This window comes from Limosilactobacillus reuteri subsp. reuteri, assembly GCF_000016825.1.
Lineage (GTDB): Bacteria > Bacillota > Bacilli > Lactobacillales > Lactobacillaceae > Limosilactobacillus > Limosilactobacillus reuteri.
In genome coordinates this window covers 1,469,353-1,494,120 of record NC_009513.1, presented here as the reverse complement: position 1 = coordinate 1,494,120, position 24,768 = coordinate 1,469,353, and the positions used below count along the sequence as shown (strand labels likewise).

Genomic DNA, 24,768 nt, shown 5'->3' with positions numbered 1-24,768 from the left:
GTGCGCCAAGCGATGGCTAGGAGCATACTGTGTAGGAACGGACAGGAAATAGCCTATAGTTGCTGGTACAAAGGCATTTATAAGTGATTGAAGGTGTAATAATTTTGATTTTAGGGATTGGAATTAGTACACTTTTTTATTTTGGTTTAGCGGGTCGAGTGTGCGACTGTCCAGTTTGAACAGTCGTATGGACTAGAGTAGCGAATGTGAGAGCAAAGGTTGATATGAAGGACATTTTAATTGGTACGAAAGTAGGCTGATCTAAGAATAATGGTTAAGTGGATAAGTACGATATTGAATTTTAGCGATTTTGCTGAAAAAAGAAAATTAACAGGGCGTTGGTGTATTCGACGTATAATATTAATAAAACGGCGTCATTAATTGATGGTCTTGTTATGAAATAATTACTCAGGGTAAAATAGAAATATTATCGATATAAAAAAATTAGGAGTTAATAATGATTGCAGGAGAACTAAAAAGTAAGATTGATGGTTTATGGGAAACCTTTGCAACGGGAGGCCTAACCAATCCATTGAATGTAATTGAACAAATTACATATTTAATGTTTATCAAGGACTTGGATGATTCAGATAATAGAAGAAAAAAGGATAATATCTTATTAGGATTGAACGATTATCAGTCTATTTTTGATGGAGAGGTAAAAATTGATGATGATCTAACAGTTAATGGCGATGAGCTAAGATGGTCCACATTTAAAGATTTTGCACCTGAAAAGATGTTTACTATTGTTCAAACAGAGGTATTTCCATTCATTAAGAATTTGAAAAATAATGAAGAAGGTTCGTATGCTCGCTACATGAAAGATGCAACTTTCCTCATCCCAACTCCCGGTCTACTATCTAAGGTGATTGGAGAATTAGATGATATTTACCGACTGATGGATGAAGAAGTTCAAAAAGATAACTCTAAAAATAAAGAGAAAGCTCTGATTATAAACAGAGGAGACGTTCGTGGGGATGTATACGAATATCTTTTAGGAAAGTTGTCTACTGCAGGTAGAAATGGTCAATTTAGAACTCCACGTCACATTATCAAAATGATTGTGGAATTAATGAATCCGCAAGTTACTGATAAAATTTGTGATCCAGCTGCAGGAACAGCGGGTTTCTTAGTAGAAAGTGCTGAATTCCTTCAAGATAAGAAGAAAGAAGAAATTTTTTATAATAAAGAAAATCGACATTATTTTCATAATGAAATGTTTACAGGATACGATACTGATCAAACCATGCTTCGTATCGGAGCTATGAATATGTTATCTCATGGAGTGGATAATCCTAATGTTGAGTATCAAGATAGTTTATCTGAACAAAATACGGATAGAGATGAATATTCTTTAATTATGGCTAATCCTCCATTTAAGGGAAGCCTAGATTATAATTCAGTTTCAAAAGACCTGCTTAAAATTTGTAAAACTAAAAAAACAGAATTACTTTTTGTAACTTTATTCTTACAAATGCTAAAAGTGGGTGGAAGATGTGCCTGTATTGTTCCAGATGGTGTTTTATTTGGATCATCTAAGGCACATAAGTCAATTAGAAAAGAAATAATTGAAAATAACAATTTAGAAGCAGTTATTTCAATGCCTTCCGGAGTGTTTAAGCCTTATGCTGGAGTTTCAACTGCCATCTTGATTTTTACTAAGACAGGTAATGGAGGAACTGATAAAGTTTGGTTCTATGATATGACTGCTGATGGATTTTCTCTTGATGACAAGAGAACGCCAGTTAAAGAAAATGATATACCTGATATTATTGAACGTTTTAATCATCTAGATAAAGAGGTTGACCGTAAAAAGACAAATAAATCCTTTATGGTTGATAAGAAAGATATTGTTGACAATGATTATGATCTTTCAATTAATCGGTATAAAGAAATTGAGTATAAACCAGTTAAATATCCACCAACAGAAGAGATTATTGCTGAAATTGAAAAGTTAGATAAGGAAGCAAATGACGCATTACAAGAGTTAAAAGCTCTTTTAAAAGACTAGAAAGGAAAAACAAATTCAGGTTTGTAGGGTGAATTTTGATAGTGAAACTTAAAGATGTTTGTATAAAAGGTACATCAAATATCAGGCAAAAAGATGTAAATGATAGTGGAAGATATCCTGTCTATGGAGCAGCTGGTCCAGTGGGCTTTATGAATTCTTTTCAATATGATGAACCATATGTTGGTGTGGTAAAAGATGGGGCTGGTATTGGCCGAGCAACATATTTACCTAGCAATTCCTCAATTATTGGAACCATGCAGGCTTTGATACCAAAGAAAAATGTATTACCCAAGTATTTGTATTACGCAGTATCATCTATGCATTTAGAAAAATACTATTCTGGTGCTACTATTCCTCATATATATTTTAAAAACTATAAGCACGAAAGATTTGTATTAGTTTCAAAAAAAGAACAAGAACAAATTATTTGGAGATTTTCTTTATTAGAAAAAATGATAAGTAATAAGCAACAGCAATTGCTTAAGCTGGACGAACTAATCAAAGCCCGATTTGTCGAGATGTTTGGTGATCCGATTATCAACAATAAAAATATAAAAAAGAAAAAACTAGGTGACATTTGCTTATTAAAAGCTGGCGACTTTACCCCTTCTAAAAAAATATCTCCTGTTAAAACATCTATTAATAAGTATCCCTGCTTTGGAGGAAATGGTATAAGAGGATATGTTGATAACTATACACATCAAGGAAATTATTCTTTAATTGGAAGACAAGGTGCTTTATGTGGAAATGTTAAGTTTGCAACGGGAAAATTTAGAAATACTGAACATGCTATTTTAGTAAGTCCGAATATAGAGATTAACAGTCGTTGGCTATTTGAACTATTAAACTTGGAAAAACTTAATCGATTTAGATCTGGAGCAGCTCAACCAGGTCTAGCAGTTAAAACACTAAATGAGATTATTGTTCCAGTTGCAGATTTGAATTCACAAAACGAATACGCAAACTTTGTTCAACAAGTCGACAAATCAAAAGTTGTAATTCAAAAATCGCTTGATGAGACACAAAAATTATATGATAGCTTAATGCAAGAATATTTTGGGTAAAAAAGTGGTTTAATAGTGAAAAACTCTAAATTTGGGAGATTCACTATGAATGAAAAGTTTGTTGAAATAATAAATGAGATGGCCGAAGTGCTTAATGCCTCACAGTTAAAACGACTTCAAGAAGTAATGTTGAAGCATTTAGTAGAAAGAGAGCCACAAAAACGGAAAATCAGTAATAAAGAATACCTAGCGAAGTTTTTGGAAGCTAAAAAAATGGAAGGTTGCTCTGATAGAACAATCAAATATTATCGAGTTACAGTTGAACAACTTTTAAAGAAAGTAGTTAGACCGGTAAGAAGGATTACTACAGAGGAAATGCGTGAATATTTGGTTGATTATCAAAAGATTAATAATTGTGGCAAAACAACTATTGACAATATCAGGCGTAATATTTCAAGTTTCTTTTCCTGGCTTGAGGAAGAAGACTATATATTAAAGAGTCCTATGCGTCGTATTCATAAAATTCGGGCTGAAAAGCTTGTGAAGAATGTAATAACTGATGAAGATATTGAAAAACTTCGTGATGGTTGTTCTTGTTTAAGAGATGTAGCTATAATCGATTTATTGTATTCAACGGGTATAAGAGTTGGGGAATTGGTTAGACTTAACAGAACTGATATTAATTTTTCTGAACGTGAGTGTGTTGTGTTTGGAAAAGGAGATAAAGAAAGGCGAGTATATTTTGATGCTAAGTCAAAAGTGCATTTGATTAATTACTTAAGGAGTAGAAATGATGATAATCCTGCGCTTTTTGTTTCTTTAGATAAGCCAAATGATCGATTGAAAATTAGTGGAGTAGAAATTAGACTACGCCAATTAGGAAGAAAGCTACACTTAGATAGGATTCATCCACATAAGTTCAGACGAAGTATGGCGACAAGAGCTATTGATAAAGGTATGCCAATTGAACAAGTTCAAAAGATTTTAGGTCATTCTCAGATAGACACTACAATGCAATACGCTATTGTTAATCAAAATAATGTGAAAGCAGCACATCGAAAATATATATCCTAGCAAATTCAGGTTTGTAGGGTGATTAATGGAGTATAAAAAATTTACAGCGCTTTTTACCGATGTGACTAAAACAGGAACAAAAATCCCCAAAGATGAATATTTAACTACGGGAAAAAATATAATAATTGATCAAGGAAAAGATAGTATTGCAGGATATACAGATCGTCAAAAAGGTATATTTGAAGAGGTCCCAGTGATAGTTTTTGGAGATCATACAAGAATAGTGAAATATATTGATAAACCTTTTTTTCTTGGTGCAGATGGAGTGAAAGTATTAAAGAGTAAGGAAAAAGAATCTAACTATAAATATTTATACTATGCTTTAAAAGCAGCACATATTCCAAATACGGGATATAATCGTCATTTTAAATGGCTTAAGCAAATAAATATGAATTATCCGGACCTTAACGAACAAAAAAATATAGTTGATATTCTTGATAGTTTAACTCGAATTATTAAAGTTAGACAAAAAGAATTAGCCTTTTTTGACAAACTAATCAAAGCCCGATTTGTCGAGATGTTTGGTGATCCGATAAGTAATAAAAAAAGCTGGAAGAAACGATTATTAAATGATTTAGTTGATAAGATTGGCTCTGGCGCCACTCCTAAAGGTGGAAAAGAAAGCTATCAAGATCATGGCATCAGTTTTATAAGGAGTATGAATGTTCATGACGGATACTTCAATTACAAGGATTTAGCTTATATAAATTCAACACAAGCCAAGCAACTTTCAAATGTAATAGTGCAGTCTCAAGATGTATTTATAAATATTACAGGAGCTTCTGTTGCTAGATCTTGTATTGTACCTGATGATATATTACCTGCACGAGTGAATCAGCATGTTTCTATTATTAGGTGCAAATCGGATGTATTGAATCCAATCTTTATTAATAATTTGTTTCTTAATGATTCTTTTAAAAGAATATTATTGTCTATTGGTTTATCGGGTGGGGCAACGAGACAAGCAATTACTAAAAAGCAACTTGAAATGTTAAAAATTATACTTCCACCAATTTCCCTCCAAAATGAATACGCAAACTTCGTCCACCAAGTCGACAAATCAAAATTTGAAAATATAGTATACTTAAATAAAACGCTCTTAAACAAAATTCTTAGTCAAATAGGAGATGTTATCCGTGACTAACTTTGATTATTTACTAGAAGAACCACAATTTAAAGATTTCGTGCAAATAGCAATAGCAGCTGAAAAAGTAGCCGTTATTGATCCTGCAACAGCAGTAATTGACTGTCGACGTGCAATGGAATTAGCGGTTAAGTGGATGTATTCAGTTGACTCAGACTTAAGAACTCCCTATCAGGATAAATTAGTAACCTTAATCAATACTCTAGATTTTAAGGATATTGTTGATCCTAATACTTGGCAAGGCCTAGAATTAATTCGTCGTTTAGGAAATATTGCTGTACACACTAATAGAAAAGTATCTCTAGATGAAGCTATTTTATGTTTAAAAGCTTTATTTAGCTTTTTTGATATGCTTGATTATTGTTATGGAAGCAATTATCAAAAGAAAGATTTTGACAAGTCGATTGTTGGGAATTATCGTCTGGAGTTTGTTCCTAAAGTCTCTCCAATGGAAGAGTCAACAATTTCTCTCGAAAAACTTACGAAAAAGAACAAACCTTTACAGGAATCTTTAACTGCGCAAAGAAAAGTACAAGGAAAGAGCTATACTCCTAAACCATTTGGAATCTCAGAGTTTAAAACTCGTAAAATTTATATTGATACTATGCTAGCTGAAGTAGGTTGGATTGAGGGCCAAAATTGGTTAAACGAAGTAGAACTTAAAGGAATGCCTAACAAAGCTGGTACTGGATATGCCGATTACGTCTTATATGATGATGCGCATCAACCTCTTGCAGTTATTGAGGCAAAGAAAACTTGTAAAGATGTAGCAGTTGGGCGCCAACAAGCAAAACTATATGCGGATATATTAGAGAATAAGTATGGACGTAGACCAGTTATATTTTTAAGTAATGGATTTGAAACACGAATTATTGATAATCAATACCCTGAGAGACAAGTTTCATCAATTTATTCTAAGCGTGATTTAGAAAAGTTGTTTAATTTGCAAAAAGTACGCCAACCTTTAACGAATATTGTAGTAGATGATAATATTGCGGGACGTTATTATCAAAAGGCTGCCATTCAAGCTGTTTGCGAAAGTTTTTCAAAAGAAAATAGACGTAAAGCTTTATTAGTCATGGCGACAGGATCCGGTAAAACAAGAACTGCAGTTGGATTAGTTAAAGTTCTTTTAAACGCTGGTTGGATTAAACATATTTTATTTTTAGCCGATAGAGATGCTTTAGTGACACAGGCTAAAAGGAGCTTTGTCAATTTACTACCTGATCTTTCCGTAACTAATTTAGTTGAAGATAAGAAAAATTATAACGCTCGATGTGTTTTTTCTACCTATGCAACAATGATGAATGTCATTGATACAGCAATAGATGACGAAAAGCAAAAACTGTATACAGCAGGACATTTTGACTTAATTATTGTCGATGAGGCTCACCGATCAATCTATAATAAATATAGAAATATCTTTACTTACTTTGATGCACCATTAGTTGGGCTAACTGCTACCCCTAAAGATGATATTGATAAAAATACCTATTCTATTTTTAACTTGGAAGATGGAGTGCCCACTTATGGGTATGATCTAGCAGAAGCTGTTAAAGATAAGTGTTTAGTACCCTACAGATCAATAGAGACCCGCTTAAAATTTATGGAAAAGGGTATTAATTATGACGATTTAACTGATCAAGAAAAGGAAGAATATGAGGAAACTTTCACAGATGAAGATGGTGAGCTGCCAAAGAAGATTGAATCAAGAAAGTTGAATAAGTGGTTATTTAATAAAGACACTATTCGCAAAGCTTTGAATATTTTAATGAGTCAGGGACTAAAGATTAATTATGGCGAAAGAATAGGTAAAACTATTATCTTTGCTAAGAATCATCGCCATGCTGAGGAAATTCTGAAAGTTTTTAATGAAGAATATCCTCAGTTTTGTAAAAATGGTCAACCTTATGCAACCGTAATTGATAATTATACTAATTACGCACAAAGTGCAATTGATGAATTTTCAGATCCAAATAAATTACCACAAATTGCTATTTCCGTGGATATGTTGGACACAGGAATTGATGTACCAGAATGTTTAAATTTAGTATTTTTCAAAAAAGTAATGAGTAAGGCGAAATTCTTCCAGATGATTGGAAGAGGAACACGTTTATGTCCAAATTTGTTAGATGGAAAAGATAAAGAAGAATTTTACATTTTTGATTTTTGCGATAACTTTCAATTTTTCCGTATGAAAAAGGGACGTGAAGCGGGGGCCCAAGAAACGTTACAAAGTGCTTTATTCAATTTGAAAATGAAATTAGTACGGAAATTACAAGAAGCCCCATATCAAACAGAAGATTTTAAGCAGTATCGAAACTTTTTAGTTGAAGATTTATCTAAAAAAGTTAAAGAATTAAATAGAAAAAATTTTGCTGTTAAACAACATCTTGCCTATGTTGATAAATTTTCTCAAATAGATAATTACAATAACTTAACTTATGAGGACATTGTAAATGTTCAAAAAGAGTTAGCACCTCTAATTCTTCCGGATAATGATGAACCAAATGCCCTACGCTTTGATGCTTTAGTCTATAAAATGGAACTGGCAAAAATGTCACAAGAATCCTATGGACGATTAAAAGTAGATCTCTGTAATAAAATTTCTAAATTATCTGATTTAATGACTATCCCACAGATTAAAGCAAAAGCCGACTTAATTAAAGTTATGTCAGAGTCAGAATATGTTGAATCTGCAAATGTTCAAGATTTAGAGCATATCCGTCAAAATATACGGGACTTAATTCAATATCTTCCAAAAAAGGGAGTAGTGTATTATACAAATTTCACTGATAGTATATTAGATTCAACTGTTCATGAAGCTGAACTTGAAACTTCTACTTTGAAAAACTACAAAGCAGAAGCAGAATTTTATATTAAGCAACATCAAAGTGAAAATATAATGTGTAAAATTAAAGATAATGCACCTTTAAATAGCAGTGATATAAAAGAGCTCGAGAATATTCTATGGCAAAAACTTGGAAGTAAAGAAGAGTATCAAAAAGAAATAGGAAATAAAACTCCTGGTGAATTTGTTCGTAGTATTGTTGGTTTAGATATGAAAGCTGCCAAAGAAGCTTTTAATAAATATTTAGATACAGTTTCACTTAATAAACAGCAGATATATTTTATAAATGAAATTATAGAGTATATTGTTAAAAATGGTACATTAACTGATATGCATGTTTTACAGGAATCTCCATTTACAAATCAAGGATCAATTTCAGAACTCTTTGAATCAGATAAAAATATTTGGTTCAAAGTAAAAAGAGCAATTGATGAAATTAATAGTAATGCTGGAGTTGGCGTAGCTTAAGTATTTTAGAGAATAATAATGATGAACTTCATAGATATGGATACGTAAGATCAATAATCTTATCTAATGAAACGCTCATAGTGCTAGTACGTAATAAAAAGCAAAATCTGTCATCACACTTTGCTAAAGAAGTATGACAGGGAAAGTAAAGAATATAAGTAGAAAGATCCACATTTTAACGTTACGGGATTTTTTTGAACCATTAATTATTAATAAGGAGACTATATGACTAAGTCAGCTCTTATAATAATAGATTTACAAAATGGTGTTTGTAAATCAGATCAAGTTATTTTTAACTATGAAAATTTAATATCAAAAATAAATAGACGTATTGATTACTATCGGAGCCAGAATTTTCCAATTATCTTTATCCAGCACGAAGATAATTTCCTTCAAAAAAATTCTATTGCTTGGCAGCTTGTGTCCGATTTGCATTATAAGAAAAACGATATTTTACTGAGTAAAAAGCATCCTAATTCTTTTTATCAAACCAATCTAAAGAAAATTTTAGAAAACTTAGGTATTAATAATTTAGAAATTTGTGGAGCTCAGACTGAATACTGTGTTGATGCAACAATTAAAATGGCACATGGATTAGGATATCAAGTAATAATGCAACACAATGCTAGCAGTACATTTGATAATAAATATATGACAGCTGAAGATACTATCAATTTTTTTGAAAATATTTGGAATAATAGGTTTCTTACATTTATTTGATTTGAAGTGAACATTCATATTTTGAAAGTCATCATTTTTGAATTCGATGTTGTATTCTAAAATGATGATTTTCTTTACATGTGCGCCCGGCATGGGTATTAGCTAGGCGGTGAGAGTCCGCTATGGACCGTAGTAGTCGGAAACATGAGCTGAGGACAAGGGTGTCCACTGTGAGGTGGAATCTGAAGGAAGTCTAAGGCAAAGTACTGCACCGATGAACAAGAAGTAGCTATAAGGCTGGAACTAACTGGATAAGACTGCATGACAAGTTGAAGTCCAATACTACTCGAAGTTACTTTCAGTAAAGCTACCGGTGACATGGTACGAAAGTTAATATCCTTACCCGGGGAGAGCTGGCCTACACGTTTCCGACAAGAGGAATAAGTTTAATTCCACAGAAACAAGCGGTGCAGTGATGTAGCGTTGAGTAAGCCAGAAGTCAGCTGAGGTCATAGTAGTCTGAGTAATCAGATGAAGGACTGAACGACAATAACTTGTAACTTATATCGGAGGTGTAATCAGGTGCGACAATCGCAGAAAACAGAACAACAAGCTGACCGCTTGTCGAGGATAGGTTTGGAAAACCGAAAGTACACAAGGGCGCGTAGTACCGATTATGGTGAAGGTAAAGGTATGAGTGTCACTATCCAAGACTTAGTCTTGGACCGCAATAACCTTAATCAAGCTTATTTGCGAGTTAAGAGAAATAAAGGGGCAGCAGGCATTGACGATATGACAGTCAATGACCTTCTGCCATATCTCAGAGAAAATAAGACGGAATTGATCGCTAGTTTGCGTGAGGGCAAGTATAAACCAGCACCAGTCAAACGGGTAGAAATTCCGAAGCCTAATGGTGGAGTAAGAAAACTCGGAATACCAACAGTGGTGGACCGAATGGTTCAACAAGCTGTGGCCCAAATTCTTACACCTATCTTTGAGCGTGTTTTCTCTGATAATAGTTTTGGCTTCCGCCCTCACCGTGGGGCTCACGACGCTATTGCAAAAGTAGTAGATCTTTATAATCAAGGTTATCGAAGAGTTGTCGACTTAGACCTAAAAGCCTATTTTGATAACGTTAATCATGACTTGATGATTAAGTATCTCCAACAATATATTGATGACCCATGGACACTAAGACTCATTCGTAAGTTTCTAACTAGCGGAGTCTTAGACCATGGGCTTTTCGCTAAGAGTGAAAAAGGAACCCCACAAGGAGGGCCATTGTCACCACTACTGGCGAACATCTATCTAAATGAGTTGGACAAAGAGTTGACTAGACGTGGTCACCACTTTGTGCGCTATGCGGATGATTGTAACATTTATGTTAAAAGTCAACGAGCCGGAGAACGAGTAATGCGAAGCATTACCCAGTTTCTTGAAAAGCGATTGAAAGTTAAAGTGAACTCAGATAAAACCAAAGTCGGTAGCCCACTACGGTTGAAGTTTCTTGGCTTTTCGTTGGGTGTAGACCACAATGGAGCCTACGCCCGTCCAGCAAAACAATCGCAACAAAGAATAAAGAAAGCATTGAAGTTATTAACTAAACGTAATCGTGGAATATCTCTGACAAGAATGTTTGAAGAAATTCAGCGAAAAATGCGTGGATGGCTTCAGTACTACTCAATTGGGAAACTAACTGACTTTATTCAACGCCTTGACAAGTGGTTGAGGGCCCGAATAAGACAGTATATCTGGAAGCAATGGAAGAAACTTAAAACTAAGGTAACTAACTTACAGAAGCTGGGGCTGTCCCAGCGTGATGCATATGTCTTCGCTAGTACCCGCAAGGGCTACTGGCGAACTGCACACAGTAAGACCTTGAGCTATTCTCTAACAAATAGAAAACTGGAACAACTCGGACTTATGAATATGTCCAAGACGCTCCAGTCAATTCAAAGTGATTAAGTTGTCGAACTGCCGTATACGGAACCGTACGTACGGTGGTGTGAGAGGTCGATAATTGTGATTCTTGATTGCGCTATAATATTTTGTGAGGTGAAAGAGATGGCTGACAAAGTTGTTGCGCATCCGCTAATTACGATTGCAAATATTATTTGGAGTTTTAATCCCCTGACCCATTTACCACAAGTCCTGCTGGTCAAACGGGCTTATCCGCCATTTGAGGGCCACTGGGCTTTACCAAAAACCCTATTGTGGCGGGATGAAAGTGCTGACACTGCCTGTATCCGCCTGATTAAGGATAAAATTGGTGTTCGTCTATCAAACAGTGCTACCGAACAGTTGGCAACCTTCACCGATCTTTTGGCTGAATCATCGATCCACAATGAGTATTGATGATGGTAAATATCTTGCTGGACTGATTCAAACTAAATCAAATATTCAATTAATGAAATCATTAGCAAATTAAATAAGTAGAAACACGTATCAAGCCTTATATTTGGTTAATCCAATTATGAGGCTTTTTAAATTACCAAACTTGATGACGGTCAAGTAACTTACTGGCTTCTTTTCTTATACTAAGGACAGTAAAAGGAGGTGCCGATATGGTCAAAGTACAACGATTCCTGACTGAGCAACGACAAGCATTGGTGATCGGCTTGACCGTTTTATTAATTCTGGCAGAAGCTTTTCGCTTTATCAGCTCAAATAACTTAATGTATCAGATCCTAATGGCCACTGCAGGGGTCATCGGTCTATTGCCGATTTTGTTCACAGCCATCTCATCATTAGAGGTACGGCTGATATCGATTGATGTTCTCGTCAGTATTGCGGTGATCGGTGCTTTTATCATTGGCGAATATAACGAAGCGGCGATTGTTACCTGGCTTTTTATGGTTGGTGAGGTATTAGAAAACGCTACTTTAAGGAAGACACGGTCGGCAATTAAGCAGCTAACCGAACTTGCTCCTCGAACCGCGGTGGTGATTGATGAAGATGGCAATACCAGTGATGAGGATGTGGACTTCATTGATCCAGGGGACATGGTCTTAATTAAGACTGGAAATCAGGTTCCAGTCGATGGCACGATCAAGACTGGGACTGCCGTTCTAAATGAAGCCAGTATTACTGGGGAGTCCCGGTTAGTTAAGAAACATCCTGGAGATGCAGTTTTTGCGGGAACCATTTTGGAGAATGGGACGGTGACGGTGAATACTACCGCGGCAGGCGAAGATACTACGTTCGGTAAAATTATTGAACTAGTGGAAGAAGCTCAGGATTCGCAAACGAAGACGCAACGCTTTATTGATCGCTTCGCCCGTTATTACACGCCAGTTGTGCTATTGGTAGCAATTATGGTTGGCTTGATTACACGAGACGTGCGGTTAGCAATTACCGTAATGGTTCTTGGCTGTCCAGGTGCGCTTGTGATTGGTGTCCCTGCATCTACTGTTGCTGGAATCGGTAATGGTGCTCGTCAGGGGATTCTCTTTAAGGGTTCCGATGTCATGGACCGAATGAAGCATATTGACACGATTGCCTTTGATAAGACGGGTACCTTAACTATCGGGAAGCCGGTTGTTACTAGTGTCAATGTTCTGAACGGAGACCGACAGACGATTATTGATCAAGCGGTAGCAGTTGAACAACGATCGGACCACCCGTTGGCACAAGCAATTGGCAAGCTAGATAGGAAGCACGATTATCAACCAACCGATATTCAAACGATTAAGGGACAGGGAATCCGAGCGCAAATTGGTGAAGGTGAGTACTTATTAGGTAATCCAACCCTGATTAAAGACTTATTAGGTACAGTTCAACTCTCGACCAACTCATTGATCAACTGACGAGTGATGGAAATTCGATTGTTATTTTTGCCAGCATGGATCACCATGAATTGGCAATCTTTGGTATCAAAGATCAGTTACGATCACAGGCACAATCGGCGTTACGACAATTAAAAGCGTTAGGGGTCAAACGACTCATAATGTTGACTGGCGATAATGAAGGAACCGCTCATCAGATCGCAGCTAACCTGCCAATCGATGAAGTTCACGCAGCGATGCTTCCTCAAGGGAAAGCTGACTATCTCAAACAGCAACAGGCTGACGGTCACCGGATCGCATTTATTGGTGACGGGATTAATGATAGTCCGGCACTCTCCGCAGCTGATGTTGCAGTGGCAATGGGTTCCGGTACTGATGTTGCAATGGATGTAGCCGACCTAGTACTTGTGAAATCAGATCTGAATAGTCTAGTCACCAGTTTTCGCTTGGCACGGCGAACCATCACCAATATGAATGAAAACATCTTGATTGCCTTACTGACGGTAGTGCTATTGTTTATTGGACTTTTTGTTGGTTATATCGAAATGGCATCAGGAATGCTGATTCATGAGCTTAGTATTCTGATTGTTATTTTGAACAGTATGCGGTTGATGAAACGAATTTCTCAAAATTGATGATAATCAATTTTTATTTACGGTGGCTAAACTACAATGAAAATAACAAAGGAGTGATAACCATGGAAAAAGTAATGATGAAACTTGATGGTTTAACTTGTCCATCATGCCTAACTAAGATTCAAAAAAGTGTTGAAACCATTGACGGGACCGATGACGTGAAGGTACTGTTCAATGCGGGAAAGGTTAAATTTACACTAGATTTGGCCAAAGCTTCACCCGATGATGTTCAAGCAAATATTGAAAAAATGGGATACACGGTTCAGGGAATTAAGGTAAAGGAGCTATCAGATGACTAGTGAAGAACAGTATCAACAGGAACTAAAACAGAGCGATATTGATCACCATACACCAACGGCAGGGGCGATGACGGGTCATATCATTGCTAACTTATTAATTCATTCACTAAAGATTAGTCAGGCAAAGCTGTTTACGAAAGGGAATGCGGCATTGTTTTTATCCCAATATGGCGATGATTGGATTGCGCATGAACAGGAAGCATTTAATCACCTGAATCAGCTGCTAGTTCAGAATGGTGAGAGTATCCCAACGACGACGGATCAGTTTCGTGAATTTACCATGCTAGAAGAAAGTGGTGCTGATAAGTATTTACCAGGGGATGACCAATTATTTGCCTTGGTAAAGGATTTTGACACGCAGATTCTCTTTATCACGAAGGCCATTGCTCTTGGCAATAAAGAAGAATGGCCCGAATTAGCAGTAGATTTAACTGAATTATTGTCATGGATCAAAAAGCAAATTGCTTTAACCCAGCGCTTCTTGGGGCATGATTTACGGATGGGGTTGTATACTGAAGAAGATGATGATGACTTCTAACATTAAATGATGGAGGATACTCTAATGAAAGAAGAACTTTGTGTTCACCTGGTTCCGCTCTTTAATCAGTTAAGTTTAGAACGCCAGCGCCAAGTGGAACAGCTGGTTCATCACCAGCGTATTAAGCGCGGAACAATTGTTGTGAGTCCAGACATGGATGACCGGTTAATGATTGTAAAAAGTGGCCATGGTCGAATGTACCAACTAAGTGAAGATGGTGAAGAACGGGTGCAACGAATGCTGAAGACAGGTGATTATGTTGGTGAAACCTGGCTCCTGGGGGTTGCCAACCATAGTAGTTATGTAGAAATGACTACAGACAGTGATATCTGTATTCTTAATCGGCAAGACTTTATCCAGTTGATTCACCACCAAAGCGAAATTGCCTTAAAACTAATGGCAGGACAGGCAGCAATGATTGAAAGTCTTCGTCAGCAAACACGGCTAATGGGACTACCAAACATTGAAGAACGGGTAGTGACTTATCTGAAACAATTGATGGTTGATCAACAGAGTTCGAAAGTTAAGCTACCCTTGAAACTCAAGGACCTTTCTTCATACCTTGGGACAACCCCCGAAACATTATCGCGGACGCTTGCCCAATTGGAAGCGGATAGTAAACTCACGCGTCATTTGCGAACGATCCAAATTATTCATTTATAACTGAAACTTGAAAGCTGATAACCATGTCAAACAGGCGAGGTTATCAGTTTTTTTTATGAAAAATTAAAAAAGCAAGCCCCTTTGGACTATACTTTAAATAACTAAAAACAAATAACTAAAAACAAAGTATAAAGGGGTCTTGCACAATAAAAAGTATAACTCAAATCCAACATGAACTCGATGGTCAAGTGTTAATTTCTAACTTTTTTCGACTAATTGGTTCAATTAATTGACCTTTATGCGGAACATTTTGATCCTACTTATTCTGCGGAAGAACTTTCATTGTATCATCAAGGAGGGACAGTTGATCCCTTGGTGCGCAAATATTTAGAACTTTTAAAATCGTGTTGGACAGTAATTTTTAGAACTCCTTGCTGGTAGAATAGTATTCCCGGAATGTTAAAGGGGTTTATTGATAAGGTGATGAAAGAGGGAGCCGATCTCTCCCATACGGTAACCAGGACCGGAATTAAAGGGCTACTGACGAACGTCCAGCATTGCTATGTATTAACTACTTCAACTTCGCCAACTTGGTACTTGCGGTTTTTCTGTGGGAATGCTATTCAGCGGGTATTTGTTAATACGACCCTGAAACAACTTGGCTTTGAGCATCGGAAATGGCTTAACTTTGGCGGGATTTCCTGGTCATCCCCGCAACGCCGCCAAAGTTATTTGCAAAAAATCGCCCAATATCAGTTTAAGTAAAATGGTTACTACTATCAAAAATTTGCTAAAACTGTGGATTAATGTTCAGGGATCATAACTTGCTTGGACATTCTTACAACTGTAAACTATAAGTGATATTCCCTTCGCTTTCTTTTATAGACAGCGAATAAAATTCATTTCTCACACATTCAAAAATAAAGGAGCAATCATCATGGCGCAGTTATTTTATAGTCCTGATTTGGCTGATCGGCTACCTCATAATACTGGTAAGATTAGCCAAAAACCTTTACGACGGTGGCAGCTTAGTCCGGTAAAGATTGATAATAAAACATACTACCTATATGTAGAAGAGGAAACTGGTTTGCCAGTCTTTACTGACAAATTAGGCGAGGGTAAGTTTGGTCAAGTTACCATTAACTTTCTAAATGAAATGCCCTTTTTGGTTGATCCGCAACGTACTTGGTTAATGCAAAATGTTTTTTCATTTAATCTATACCGGCCAATCCCATCTGCTGAAAACAAAAAGCTTAAAAATTATTTGCAGATAATTGCTAGCCACCAAGCAGAATTTAAGGAAACCCTTAACGATAATGATGATTTTTCATCAACTGAGGATTTCAATGATCTTGTCTACTTATTGTTAGCTCTATCTGGAAATGATCAGGAAGTATTAATGAAATTTTGCCAATTGGTTAATAAAGAATATCCGGTAAAGCGGATGACGAAGGAAAAGCCTCAGTAGATAATCCAGCAACAGTTCAAGCGATTAGCCAAAACAACCAGCAAATGATTGACCAGTTTATCGCCAGTGCTGATGGTCAGTTAATGGGGGATGATAAGACTGCTCGTCGTATCTTGGATCAATTTTTGAACCATTTCATGTTAAAAAATAAAATTTGCACGGTCACTACTAACCTAGCTGCGCCAAACATCTTTTTTGCCGGAACGTTAGATCAAATTGATGAGGATCTTCTTTCTGCTACGTTATCCAATTTTTATGTTTTTCTAAGTCACACAGGGATCGTGAGCCAATCAGCTTCTAGGGATGTTGTAGACTATCTAGATACAAGCTACGATATTATCAATGGAGAACCGGAATTAGCTGCGCCAGAAGATGACTATCAAGATTCCTTTATTCAGCAGTTACTTGATGAACTATCTCCGGCACAAGCAGATACGTCAGCGAATGTTGGTAACCGTCAATTGATTAATCCGGAAAACTATGACCAAGCGTATGTAATTACTGCTAAATTAGCTGATTTCAAACCGCTAGCAAGCCGTACGTTCGTGATTAAGGGTAGTAGTACAATTGAGGAACTTGCTGAAACAGTGATTTTGATGTTTCATGGCGACTTGGCACACTTGTATGATGCAATTAATGAACAGACTGAGGAATTTTATACTCAGTCAGAGGATTTTGTGCCAGGAGGGATGACAAAAGTTAAGCTTGATCTAGCAACGGTCTCATTATTAAATGAAAAAGATAAATTAACTATTCATTATGACTATGGGGACGGCTGGGAGTTTAAACTTCATGTCCAAAAAATTCAACCAGTTACTAATGAGGAGCTACCACATGTTCAAAAAGCCCGTGGTTACGGTATTATTGAAGATATTGGTGGTGTCGGTGCTTTAGAGCAGTATTATGATGATTACCAAAAAGGGCAAGTTGATCCGGACCTTTTAGACTGGTTAGGTGGAGAAGCAATTGACCTTAACGCTGTGGACATCAACGAATTAAACCAGTTAATTAAATGATTCGTCTCACTATTTTTGTAAGAGGTGTAAGGTAACGGATATACGGAAATCTTTGTCAGCCTTCAATGAGATAATAATGGCGATCATTGCATTGAAAACTCAACCTTAAATAGTTAAATTAACCACTTCACCATCTTTGAACGTGAACTTTATGTAACGTTGAAAGATGGTGATTCTTTTTATTTTGAACTAACTAGTCGAGTATTCTATGTTCTATTTCGATAGTCAAGTAGGCGTTTGTAGGGTAACCGTGTACTTAACGTTTTATATAAAAGAAAAGTGTTAAGGGAGGCAACGAAATGACAGATCGACAAGCAAATGTGAAACTAAGAAGTTATCAAACGTCTGATTGTATGGACATTAACCTATACAAAAATCATCACCTCATTTTAGTAACGAAGCGATGATTGCGATACAAAATTTATTTTTGCCTGTTTCTAATTTGCTTATTAATTCGATTAATATGTTGCTCTTCTAACAAACGAATAAAAAGCCAAATAGCGATATAGACGATAATGAAAATTACAATGGTTTGCCAATTAAGAGGCCAGTGATTGATTAGCATCATTACAGAATATAGAATAAAGGTCCCGATTAGGTGAATAACGAGAGCGATCGAATACGGTAGTTCTGTTTGAAAGACAAAACTTAATTCCCCGATCAATCCACTAATAATGAACACTGTAATGACACTAGTAGTAGAAACAGTCATATTATGTGTGAGAAATGCAATAATTGCGAGATAAGTAATAGATCCATAACCCATCCCGCGAATAAAGTAACGGATACCCCTTTTTAAATTTATCATTTTATAGTCCCAATCTTCTTTCTAACTCTGGTAGATATTTCCGTGAAACATCGGCACGTTGATCAAAATTTAATTTAGCAATCATGTTACCAGTAAATCCAGCTTCTAAGGAAAGTAAATGATTTAAATTAATAATGGCGTGTTTTGATACTTGAACAAAATTTTCGTTAAGCCTTGTTAATACCTGATATAGTCGTCCGTTTGTTTGAATTACATCACTTTTTGTATAAAAAGAGAGAATGTTTTTGGTTACCTCTACCTTGATAAGCTCTGTTTGCTTTATAGTTAAAATCCTGTCTTCTGTTTTTATTGGGATTAAGGAGCTACTTTTTTGATTATACTTATCTAAATAATTAAGCAGCTTAATAACTTTGTCGTTTTTAGCAACAGCGTTCACAGTAACATTAAGATCGTCAGGACCTAGTAATGGATCTGACTGAAAATGAATTTGCACAATTAACTCTTCCTCTGATATCGATTTGCCAAAACAGCTCCAAGACCTATTAAAACTATAGACATTCCCACAATCATTAATGCATTACTATAATTATTTAACTGATAACCATGAATCTTGAAGTGGATACCCAGATATTCAATCATTTGGTACCGACTGGATGGCGGTAAAAATTTTTTGCTTAGTTTATTTAGCAGAAGGCTTCGCAAACTAGCAGCCTCATAACTACTTGGAAATAATTTTACTACAAATTGTGCTGATTTGGATAATGTTCCATAGGGCATATAAGTAGCAATCATAAATCCGGAAGCTGCGCCAATTATGGCAGAAAGGCGGCTAAAAGTCGTAGAAGAATGGATTAGATCAACAATAATTAAATTAACAGCACTTGCGCCAATTGCACCTAAAACAATAAAAACTAATCCAGGAAGCAATGCAGTAGTTGGAATAGTAATACTATCTACTAAAATAAAGTAAACTGCCATGATGAAGAATGTAATAATCTGCATTAGTGTGCTAATAAATATTGTTGCAGTTAAATAGCTACAATTAATTTGGAACGGTGTCAAATCAGTTAGGCTTAAATCATCCCATGTTCGACTTTCTCGATCTTTGACTAATTGACCAAGAGCTTGAAACGAAGTGGTAATGCCAGCGATGGCGACAATTCCACTAATCATCCATAAATCTAACATTTCCTTTGCATGAGGCAATGATTGCCATGAAGATATCAGGTTTTGCTGCAAAAAACCAATATAAATAAAGAATGAAATTAAAGCACCAAGGCAAGACATCAAGACACCAATCTTATTAGCAAAGTAAATCTTTAAGTTTCTTTTAATTAACGCGATCATATTATTGAAGCTCCTTTCCGGTAATTTTGACAAAAGCATCGTTAATTGAACCGGGGGTATATGAGAAGTTAATGATATATTCTTGATTGCTATGTAGTAATGTAATAACTTCTGAACAATTAAGACCATCAAAAGAAAATTTTTGAGATGTTAATTGTTTCTCAGAGTAGTTAGTTTGTAGCTTATGTCCATTTGTTGTAACCACTAATTTAGTTGGTGCATAATGTTGTTTAATATCGGTTGCTAAGCCAGAAACTAAAATTTTGCCGTTTTCTAAGATATACATTTGATCGGCATTTTCGGCTTCTTCTAAGTAATGAGTTGTTAGAAAAATAGTTAGACCATGTTCCTTTTGTAGCCTTTGAAGGAGGTTCCAAATAACAAGTCGCGTTTGTAAATCCAATCCAGTTGTCGGTTCATCAAGGAAAAGAATATCTGGGTCAGTAATCAAGGCACGAGTGATGTCAACTCTTCGTCGCTGTCCCCCAGATAATGTTCCATAGCGCTGATTTAGAAAGTGAGTGAGACCCATTAAGTTAATTAAATGGTGAACCCATTCAGTATGATCTTCATGATATAAGTTTGATCTAAAGTTAAGATTATCTTTAACTGAAAGCTCTTTATCAAGAATGCTATCTTGGAAGACAACGCCAATTTTTATTCCTTGACGGCGTGCGATCATCCCGGAGGTTGGCGTCATTAAACCAGTAAGAAGATTGATAGTAGTTGATTTTCCTGCACCATTAGTACCTAGGTAAGCAATTAATTGACCGCGATCGATCTGTAAATTTACGTTATCTAGAGCTAATTTTGTTCCGTATCTTTTAGTAAGATTATTTGCCTTAATTAACATGATTAGAATGCCTCCTGATATATTTGATAGTGTGAATATATCAGTAAAAACAATATTTGTGATTGATAGAAAGATAAGTGGTTAATATATGAATATGAAATGCAATTATGATTAACTAAAAATAGCATCCAAATTCGAAGAGCGGAGTGCTATGTAAACTTTAATACCATCTTTGAATGTGAATTCCATGTTGGGGTGGAGTAGGCTTTGGTGTTAGTATAAGGCGCAAAAAGTCGAATTTTATAAAGCAATTTAATCGTATAATTAAAGTAAAAGCGAGGTAAGGAGAAATGAATAATATCTCTAAAAGTGACTGGCAATTATTCAACAAGCTGCTTCCAGAATGGCAAGAAAGATATATGAATCGACTTAACCAAGAATACAAAAGAATATTAGATGGTGATGGTTCGGCAGCAAATAAATTTTGGAAGTTGGAAAAACGAATAAAAGCAGATCGAAAATCGCCGGGGGTTATTGTTGAAGCATCGAGGAGATCCATGTTTCAGATTTTATTGCAGTTAATATCAGAGAAAGTAATTACAGATGAAGATTTAAATGGCTTTAGCGAAGAATTAAGAGATATGATTAATGATGTTGTTAAATGATTTGGCTAATCTAAAATTTCGAGAATCTTGATGGGTAATAATAGTAGCTAGCTAAATGGAGTTAAACTACATGGAAATAGGTAAAGAATACGCGTTAAATAACGGTGATATCATTACCGTTACTCAAGTATATTGGCATTACGAAACTAAAGAAAAATTTTACTCAATTACCACTGATAAAGGGACGGATTGGATTGTTAGTGAACAGGAATTATTAAGTCTTATAGCTAAGAAAAGAACAACTAGTGAAAAGTTAGCATTATATGCTGATTATTTTGCAGGTCGTCCTGATGTATTTGCTCAAAAGTGGAGTAATGGTAAAGGGTATAGTCCAGCATTAAAAAATTGGCGAATCTTTTATCAATTGCGAAATAATAAAGAAGCATTGTCAAAACTGAAGAAACAATATCTTCCTTATACTAGGAAAGTGATTTATGAGCAGATTTCTTCTTCAGATAAATATCATCGTTACGGGATCTATCCTTTATTAAAAGATGATAAAACAAAGCTATTAGTTTTTGATTTTGATAAACATCAATCAGCCGCTGAACCTTATAAAATGACTAAGGCGGTAATTAGGACTTGCCAAAAATATGATCTTAACTGTCTTCCTGAAATATCATCATCTGGTAATAGTTATCATCTATGGATATTTTTTAGTCAACCAATTGCGGCAAGTACAGCTAGATTTCTTGGTAAATTGATTTTAGTAGAGTCGATGATTACTAGTGAAAGTCTTGATTTGTCATCATTTGATCGTATGATTCCTAATCAAGATCGATTACCTGAAAAAGGATTTGGAAATTTGATTGCTTTGCCATTAAAATGGAGTGATGTAAAAGAGAAAAAGTCTATTTTTACTGATAATAATCTTCAGCCTTTAGCACTGTCACAGTTATTTGACCAATTAGAAAGCACAAAAAAGTATAGTGAAGAAGAAGTAAAAAATTTCATTAGTCGAATTACTAAAGATCTGAAAATTCTAAAAGGCGAAAACTCTAGATTAATTATCCCGTTTTTGCAAAATTTTCCTAAAAAAGTTGAAGGCTTTATTGCTGGGGAAATATTTATTAATCGTCAAAATTTAACGCGTCAAGAGCAATTATCATTATTAAACTTAGCTACTTTTAGTAACCCAGAATATATTAAGAGACAAAGAATGCGTATGCCTGTGTGGGATGTTCCTTCAATTTTAACAGCAGCAAAAATTGATGGTAAATATTTACGATTGCCACGAGGAGTAGAGTCGTCATTAAAAGATAATTGTCATAGTTATTTAAAAGAACAATTTACTCTGTCCAAAGCGTTGAATGTTGAATTTACAGGTACCCTGCGGCCGCAACAAGAAGAAGCAGTAAATAAAATTGATAAAAATAAATTGGGGATGCTGTGTGCTCATACTGGATTTGGAAAAACGGTTGTTGGATGTGCGCTAATTGCAAGGCGTAAAGCAAGAACATTGATTATTGTGTCTACTGTTAACATTGCTAATCAATGGCGAGATGCTGCTTTAAGATTTTTGAAAATTAAGGATGTGCCATATAAAGAATTAACTAAGACTGGACGATCTGTTAAGAAAAAACAAATTGAAATTATTTCTGGAACTCGTAATCATCCTTCAAAATTAGTCGATATTATTAATATTCGTAAATTAATTCATTTATCAGCTACTGAGCGTACAAAACTATTTCAAGACTATGAACAAATAATTGTTGATGAATGTCATCATATTTCTGCGGTAACCTTCGAAAAAACTTTAATAGAAGCAAACACACGATATGTTCTGGGGTTAACAGCAACGCCCGAAAGAAAAGATGGATTAGAAAATTTTATGTATTATCGTTGTGGAAATATTCTCTACCAAGCTCAAGATAGTGAAAAAGAATATTTGATTTCTCGTTATATATATCCGCGTTATAATAGTTTTCTTGAAACTAAAAGTAAATTAGAACGTGATACTTATGCGCAAAAGATAAGGTTGATTGCTGAAAATAATGACCGTAATGAACAAATAGTAAAAGATGCACTCCAAGCATTGTCTGAAGGAAGACATATTTTATTGTTGAGTGAACGAATTAAACATCTTAATGAACTTTACGCAAAACTAAAGCAGAAAACTAGCAAAGTATATTTGACTACTGGAACACAAAAATTATCCATTAAGTTATCAAAAATTAAAGACCCATATATTCTTTTGTCAACTGGCAAATATGTGGGAGAAGGATTTGATTTACCAAGTTTAGATACATTATTTTTAACGTTACCTTTTTCTTGGAAAGGTAATACAAAGCAATATCTTGGTCGATTAGAACGAAACCTAGATAAAAAAGACGAATTACGTGTATATGATTATGTTGATATTGCTGATGAGACATTTGCAAAGATGTATCGGAAGAGGGTAAGAGTCTATAAGCAACAAGGATATAGTTTTGTTCATAGTAAGCAATGGAATAGTTATTCAACTGCTTACTATACTAAAGATGACTATTTGCCAGTATGGAGACAAGATCTTGCTAATGCTAAGAAAGTTTTTATCTGTTTAAAAAGGATTAATCAAAAACAAATTGAAATGTTGAATGAAATGGTAAAATTTAGTCAGATTTCCCTTACTTTGGATAAAAAGCAGAGAAATTGTGACTATAAACTTTTATCAAATAAAGTCGATTTTAAGTTAAAAGAAAAAATTGGTAATAATATTTGTGTTTTTGATCAAAAAATTTGTTGGTATGGTGATTTAAACTTTGGGGGAAATTCTTATAAGAATTCATCAGCTATTCGATTAGTAAATACTGAATTAGCTAAAAAGATTACTAGTTCTAAATATCAAATATGATGAAATGAGTATTACTTTTATTAGAGTAGAAAATTAGATTGATAAAAAGCCAAGTAATTCCTAACTTTTTTAGAGAAGGGAGTTACCTGGCTTTTTACATATAAAATTTAAGATATAAACAGATATAAAACTTGAGTAAAGATATAAAATTATATTAGAAATATAAAATAGGGGAAAAGAATATGAGAAATCCGTTTAATCCAAGTTTTGGTATTCAACCAACTGTGTTATTAGATCGCGAAGAAGTACAATCAAAATTGGTTAAAGACATTAAAGCGCTTGATACTCCTTATCGAACTACTTTGATTTATGGAAATCGTGGAGTTGGAAAAACAGTTTTTATGAATTCTGTTGGCAAACAGATTGATCAAGATCCGACGTGGATAACTATTCATTTAATTATTGGAGATAATATGGTGGGGCGTTTGGCTGAAATGATTTACCAACAATCAACAAATAAAATTAAAAAAATATTTGACCAACTCTCCGATATTAATTTTGAAATTGGTGGATTAGGCTTAAAATTCACTCTTAATGATAAACAAACATCAAATTATCAACTTGTATTAAAGAAAATGTTAAAAATATTAGAAAAAAATAATCAGAAAGTATTGGTAATGATTGATGAAGCTCAAGAAGTAACGGGAATGGTTGAATTAGCATCAGTATATCAAGTCATGATTAGTGAGGGGCTACCCATCTCAATAATCATGACTGGATTACCCAAAAATGTTCAAGACTTGCAAAATAATCATGTATTAACATTCTAATTACGTAGCGGAAGAATAAGTCTTTCCCCACTAAA

19 protein-coding genes and 3 pseudogenes are annotated in these 24,768 nt (G+C 35.1%); 18 read left to right on the top strand and 4 right to left on the bottom strand.

What is annotated here, in order from left to right; all coding sequences use genetic code 11:
* Positions 1–457: 457 nt before the first annotated feature.
* From LREU_RS07540 to LREU_RS07470, 15 genes and pseudogenes are all read left to right on the top strand, one after another.
* On the top strand, positions 458–2,011 hold the full coding sequence (locus tag LREU_RS07540; protein ID WP_003668749.1) for a class I SAM-dependent DNA methyltransferase: 1,554 nt from the start codon (positions 458–460) through the stop codon (positions 2,009–2,011).
* Between the two features lie 41 nt (positions 2,012–2,052).
* Positions 2,053–3,075, top strand: a complete 1,023-nt coding sequence (locus LREU_RS07535) for a restriction endonuclease subunit S (protein WP_011953534.1) — start codon at positions 2,053–2,055, stop codon at positions 3,073–3,075.
* 45 nt (positions 3,076–3,120) lie between these two features.
* Positions 3,121–4,089 carry a site-specific tyrosine recombinase/integron integrase gene (gene xerA, locus LREU_RS07530; protein ID WP_003668747.1) on the top strand — a complete coding sequence of 323 codons (969 nt, stop codon included), beginning with the start codon at positions 3,121–3,123 and terminating at the stop codon, positions 4,087–4,089.
* Positions 4,090–4,114: 25 nt separating this feature from the next.
* Positions 4,115–5,233, top strand: a complete 1,119-nt coding sequence (locus tag LREU_RS07525) for a restriction endonuclease subunit S (protein WP_011953533.1) — start codon at positions 4,115–4,117, stop codon at positions 5,231–5,233.
* Entirely contained in the window at positions 5,217–8,552 is a 3,336-nt protein-coding gene (locus tag LREU_RS07520; protein ID WP_003668743.1) for a DEAD/DEAH box helicase family protein, read from the top strand. Before LREU_RS07525 ends, LREU_RS07520 begins: the two co-directional genes overlap by 17 nt.
* A 225-nt stretch (positions 8,553–8,777) precedes the next feature.
* Entirely contained in the window at positions 8,778–9,272 is a 495-nt protein-coding gene (locus LREU_RS07515) for a cysteine hydrolase family protein (protein WP_003668742.1), read from the top strand.
* 522 nt (positions 9,273–9,794) lie between these two features.
* Positions 9,795–11,177: a group II intron reverse transcriptase/maturase gene (gene ltrA, locus LREU_RS07510; RefSeq protein ID WP_003665289.1), complete on the top strand. Its 1,383-nt coding sequence runs from the start codon at positions 9,795–9,797 to the stop codon at positions 11,175–11,177.
* A 99-nt stretch (positions 11,178–11,276) separates the two neighbouring features.
* A pseudogene (locus LREU_RS07505) lies at positions 11,277–11,531 on the top strand (NUDIX domain-containing protein); the annotation flags it as partial.
* 245 nt (positions 11,532–11,776) lie between these two features.
* A pseudogene (locus LREU_RS07500) lies at positions 11,777–13,632 on the top strand (heavy metal translocating P-type ATPase).
* Between the two features lie 62 nt (positions 13,633–13,694).
* Positions 13,695–13,931, top strand: coding sequence for a heavy-metal-associated domain-containing protein (locus LREU_RS07495; RefSeq protein WP_003664466.1), 237 nt, complete (start codon positions 13,695–13,697; stop codon positions 13,929–13,931).
* Positions 13,924–14,469, top strand: a complete 546-nt coding sequence (locus LREU_RS07490; RefSeq protein ID WP_003668736.1) for a hypothetical protein — start codon at positions 13,924–13,926, stop codon at positions 14,467–14,469. The genes LREU_RS07495 and LREU_RS07490 overlap by 8 nt, the downstream gene beginning before the upstream one ends.
* A gap of 24 nt (positions 14,470–14,493) precedes the next feature.
* Positions 14,494–15,132, top strand: a complete 639-nt coding sequence (locus LREU_RS07485) for a Crp/Fnr family transcriptional regulator (RefSeq protein WP_011953531.1) — start codon at positions 14,494–14,496, stop codon at positions 15,130–15,132.
* 222 nt (positions 15,133–15,354) lie between these two features.
* Positions 15,355–15,837, top strand: a pseudogene (locus LREU_RS10400) (NAD(P)H-dependent oxidoreductase); the annotation flags it as partial.
* A 172-nt stretch (positions 15,838–16,009) separates the two neighbouring features.
* A complete protein-coding gene (locus LREU_RS07475; RefSeq protein ID WP_003668730.1) occupies positions 16,010–16,540 on the top strand; it encodes a hypothetical protein in 531 nt (176 codons plus the stop codon).
* 44 nt (positions 16,541–16,584) lie between these two features.
* Entirely contained in the window at positions 16,585–17,556 is a 972-nt protein-coding gene (locus tag LREU_RS07470; RefSeq protein WP_003668728.1) for a plasmid pRiA4b ORF-3 family protein, read from the top strand.
* A 421-nt stretch (positions 17,557–17,977) separates the two neighbouring features.
* Here the strand turns inward: LREU_RS07470 and LREU_RS07465 are convergent, their stop codons facing one another.
* The 4 genes from LREU_RS07465 to LREU_RS07450 are packed head-to-tail and all read right to left on the bottom strand — an operon-like array spanning position 17,978 to position 20,525.
* Positions 17,978–18,364 carry a DUF3021 domain-containing protein gene (locus LREU_RS07465; protein ID WP_003664455.1) on the bottom strand — a complete coding sequence of 129 codons (387 nt, stop codon included), beginning with the start codon at positions 18,362–18,364 and terminating at the stop codon, positions 17,978–17,980.
* Position 18,365: 1 nt separating this feature from the next.
* Positions 18,366–18,818, bottom strand: coding sequence for a LytTR family DNA-binding domain-containing protein (locus LREU_RS07460; protein ID WP_003664454.1), 453 nt, complete (start codon positions 18,816–18,818; stop codon positions 18,366–18,368).
* Between the two features lie 2 nt (positions 18,819–18,820).
* Positions 18,821–19,672 carry an ABC transporter permease gene (locus tag LREU_RS07455; RefSeq protein ID WP_003668726.1) on the bottom strand — a complete coding sequence of 284 codons (852 nt, stop codon included), beginning with the start codon at positions 19,670–19,672 and terminating at the stop codon, positions 18,821–18,823.
* Position 19,673: 1 nt separating this feature from the next.
* Positions 19,674–20,525: an ABC transporter ATP-binding protein gene (locus LREU_RS07450; RefSeq protein WP_003668724.1), complete on the bottom strand. Its 852-nt coding sequence runs from the start codon at positions 20,523–20,525 to the stop codon at positions 19,674–19,676.
* A 290-nt stretch (positions 20,526–20,815) separates the two neighbouring features.
* On the opposite strand from LREU_RS07450, the gene LREU_RS07445 reads away from it, so the two are divergent.
* From LREU_RS07445 to LREU_RS07435, 3 genes are all read left to right on the top strand, one after another.
* Positions 20,816–21,130: a hypothetical protein gene (locus tag LREU_RS07445; RefSeq protein WP_003664448.1), complete on the top strand. Its 315-nt coding sequence runs from the start codon at positions 20,816–20,818 to the stop codon at positions 21,128–21,130.
* A gap of 70 nt (positions 21,131–21,200) precedes the next feature.
* The gene (locus LREU_RS07440; RefSeq protein WP_011953530.1) at positions 21,201–23,963 is read left to right on the top strand and encodes a TOTE conflict system archaeo-eukaryotic primase domain-containing protein; all 2,763 of its coding nucleotides are present in this window, start codon (positions 21,201–21,203) and stop codon (positions 23,961–23,963) included.
* A 182-nt stretch (positions 23,964–24,145) separates the two neighbouring features.
* Complete coding sequence (locus LREU_RS07435; protein WP_003668721.1) at positions 24,146–24,733, top strand: AAA family ATPase; 588 nt, start codon at positions 24,146–24,148, stop codon at positions 24,731–24,733.
* Positions 24,734–24,768: the final 35 nt, after the last annotated feature.

Excerpts from the sequence above, each read along its gene's own strand:
- LREU_RS07495 (WP_003664466.1), top strand. The coding sequence starts at position 13,695 with ATGGAAAAAGTAATGATGAAACTTGATGGTTTAACTTGTCCATCATGC.
- LREU_RS07465 (WP_003664455.1), bottom strand. The coding sequence starts at position 18,364 with ATGATAAATTTAAAAAGGGGTATCCGTTACTTTATTCGCGGGATGGGT.
- LREU_RS07435 (WP_003668721.1), top strand. The coding sequence starts at position 24,146 with ATGAGAAATCCGTTTAATCCAAGTTTTGGTATTCAACCAACTGTGTTA.
- LREU_RS07525 (WP_011953533.1), top strand. The coding sequence starts at position 4,115 with ATGGAGTATAAAAAATTTACAGCGCTTTTTACCGATGTGACTAAAACA.
- LREU_RS07475 (WP_003668730.1), top strand. The coding sequence starts at position 16,010 with ATGGCGCAGTTATTTTATAGTCCTGATTTGGCTGATCGGCTACCTCAT.
- LREU_RS07450 (WP_003668724.1), bottom strand. The coding sequence starts at position 20,525 with ATGTTAATTAAGGCAAATAATCTTACTAAAAGATACGGAACAAAATTA.
- LREU_RS07440 (WP_011953530.1), top strand. The coding sequence starts at position 21,201 with ATGGAAATAGGTAAAGAATACGCGTTAAATAACGGTGATATCATTACC.
- LREU_RS07490 (WP_003668736.1), top strand. The coding sequence starts at position 13,924 with ATGACTAGTGAAGAACAGTATCAACAGGAACTAAAACAGAGCGATATT.
- xerA (WP_003668747.1), top strand. The coding sequence starts at position 3,121 with ATGAATGAAAAGTTTGTTGAAATAATAAATGAGATGGCCGAAGTGCTT.
- LREU_RS07470 (WP_003668728.1), top strand. The coding sequence starts at position 16,585 with ATGATTGACCAGTTTATCGCCAGTGCTGATGGTCAGTTAATGGGGGAT.
- LREU_RS07520 (WP_003668743.1), top strand. The coding sequence starts at position 5,217 with ATGTTATCCGTGACTAACTTTGATTATTTACTAGAAGAACCACAATTT.
- LREU_RS07445 (WP_003664448.1), top strand. The coding sequence starts at position 20,816 with ATGAATAATATCTCTAAAAGTGACTGGCAATTATTCAACAAGCTGCTT.
- LREU_RS07485 (WP_011953531.1), top strand. The coding sequence starts at position 14,494 with ATGAAAGAAGAACTTTGTGTTCACCTGGTTCCGCTCTTTAATCAGTTA.
- LREU_RS07515 (WP_003668742.1), top strand. The coding sequence starts at position 8,778 with ATGACTAAGTCAGCTCTTATAATAATAGATTTACAAAATGGTGTTTGT.
- LREU_RS07455 (WP_003668726.1), bottom strand. The coding sequence starts at position 19,672 with ATGATCGCGTTAATTAAAAGAAACTTAAAGATTTACTTTGCTAATAAG.
- LREU_RS07540 (WP_003668749.1), top strand. The coding sequence starts at position 458 with ATGATTGCAGGAGAACTAAAAAGTAAGATTGATGGTTTATGGGAAACC.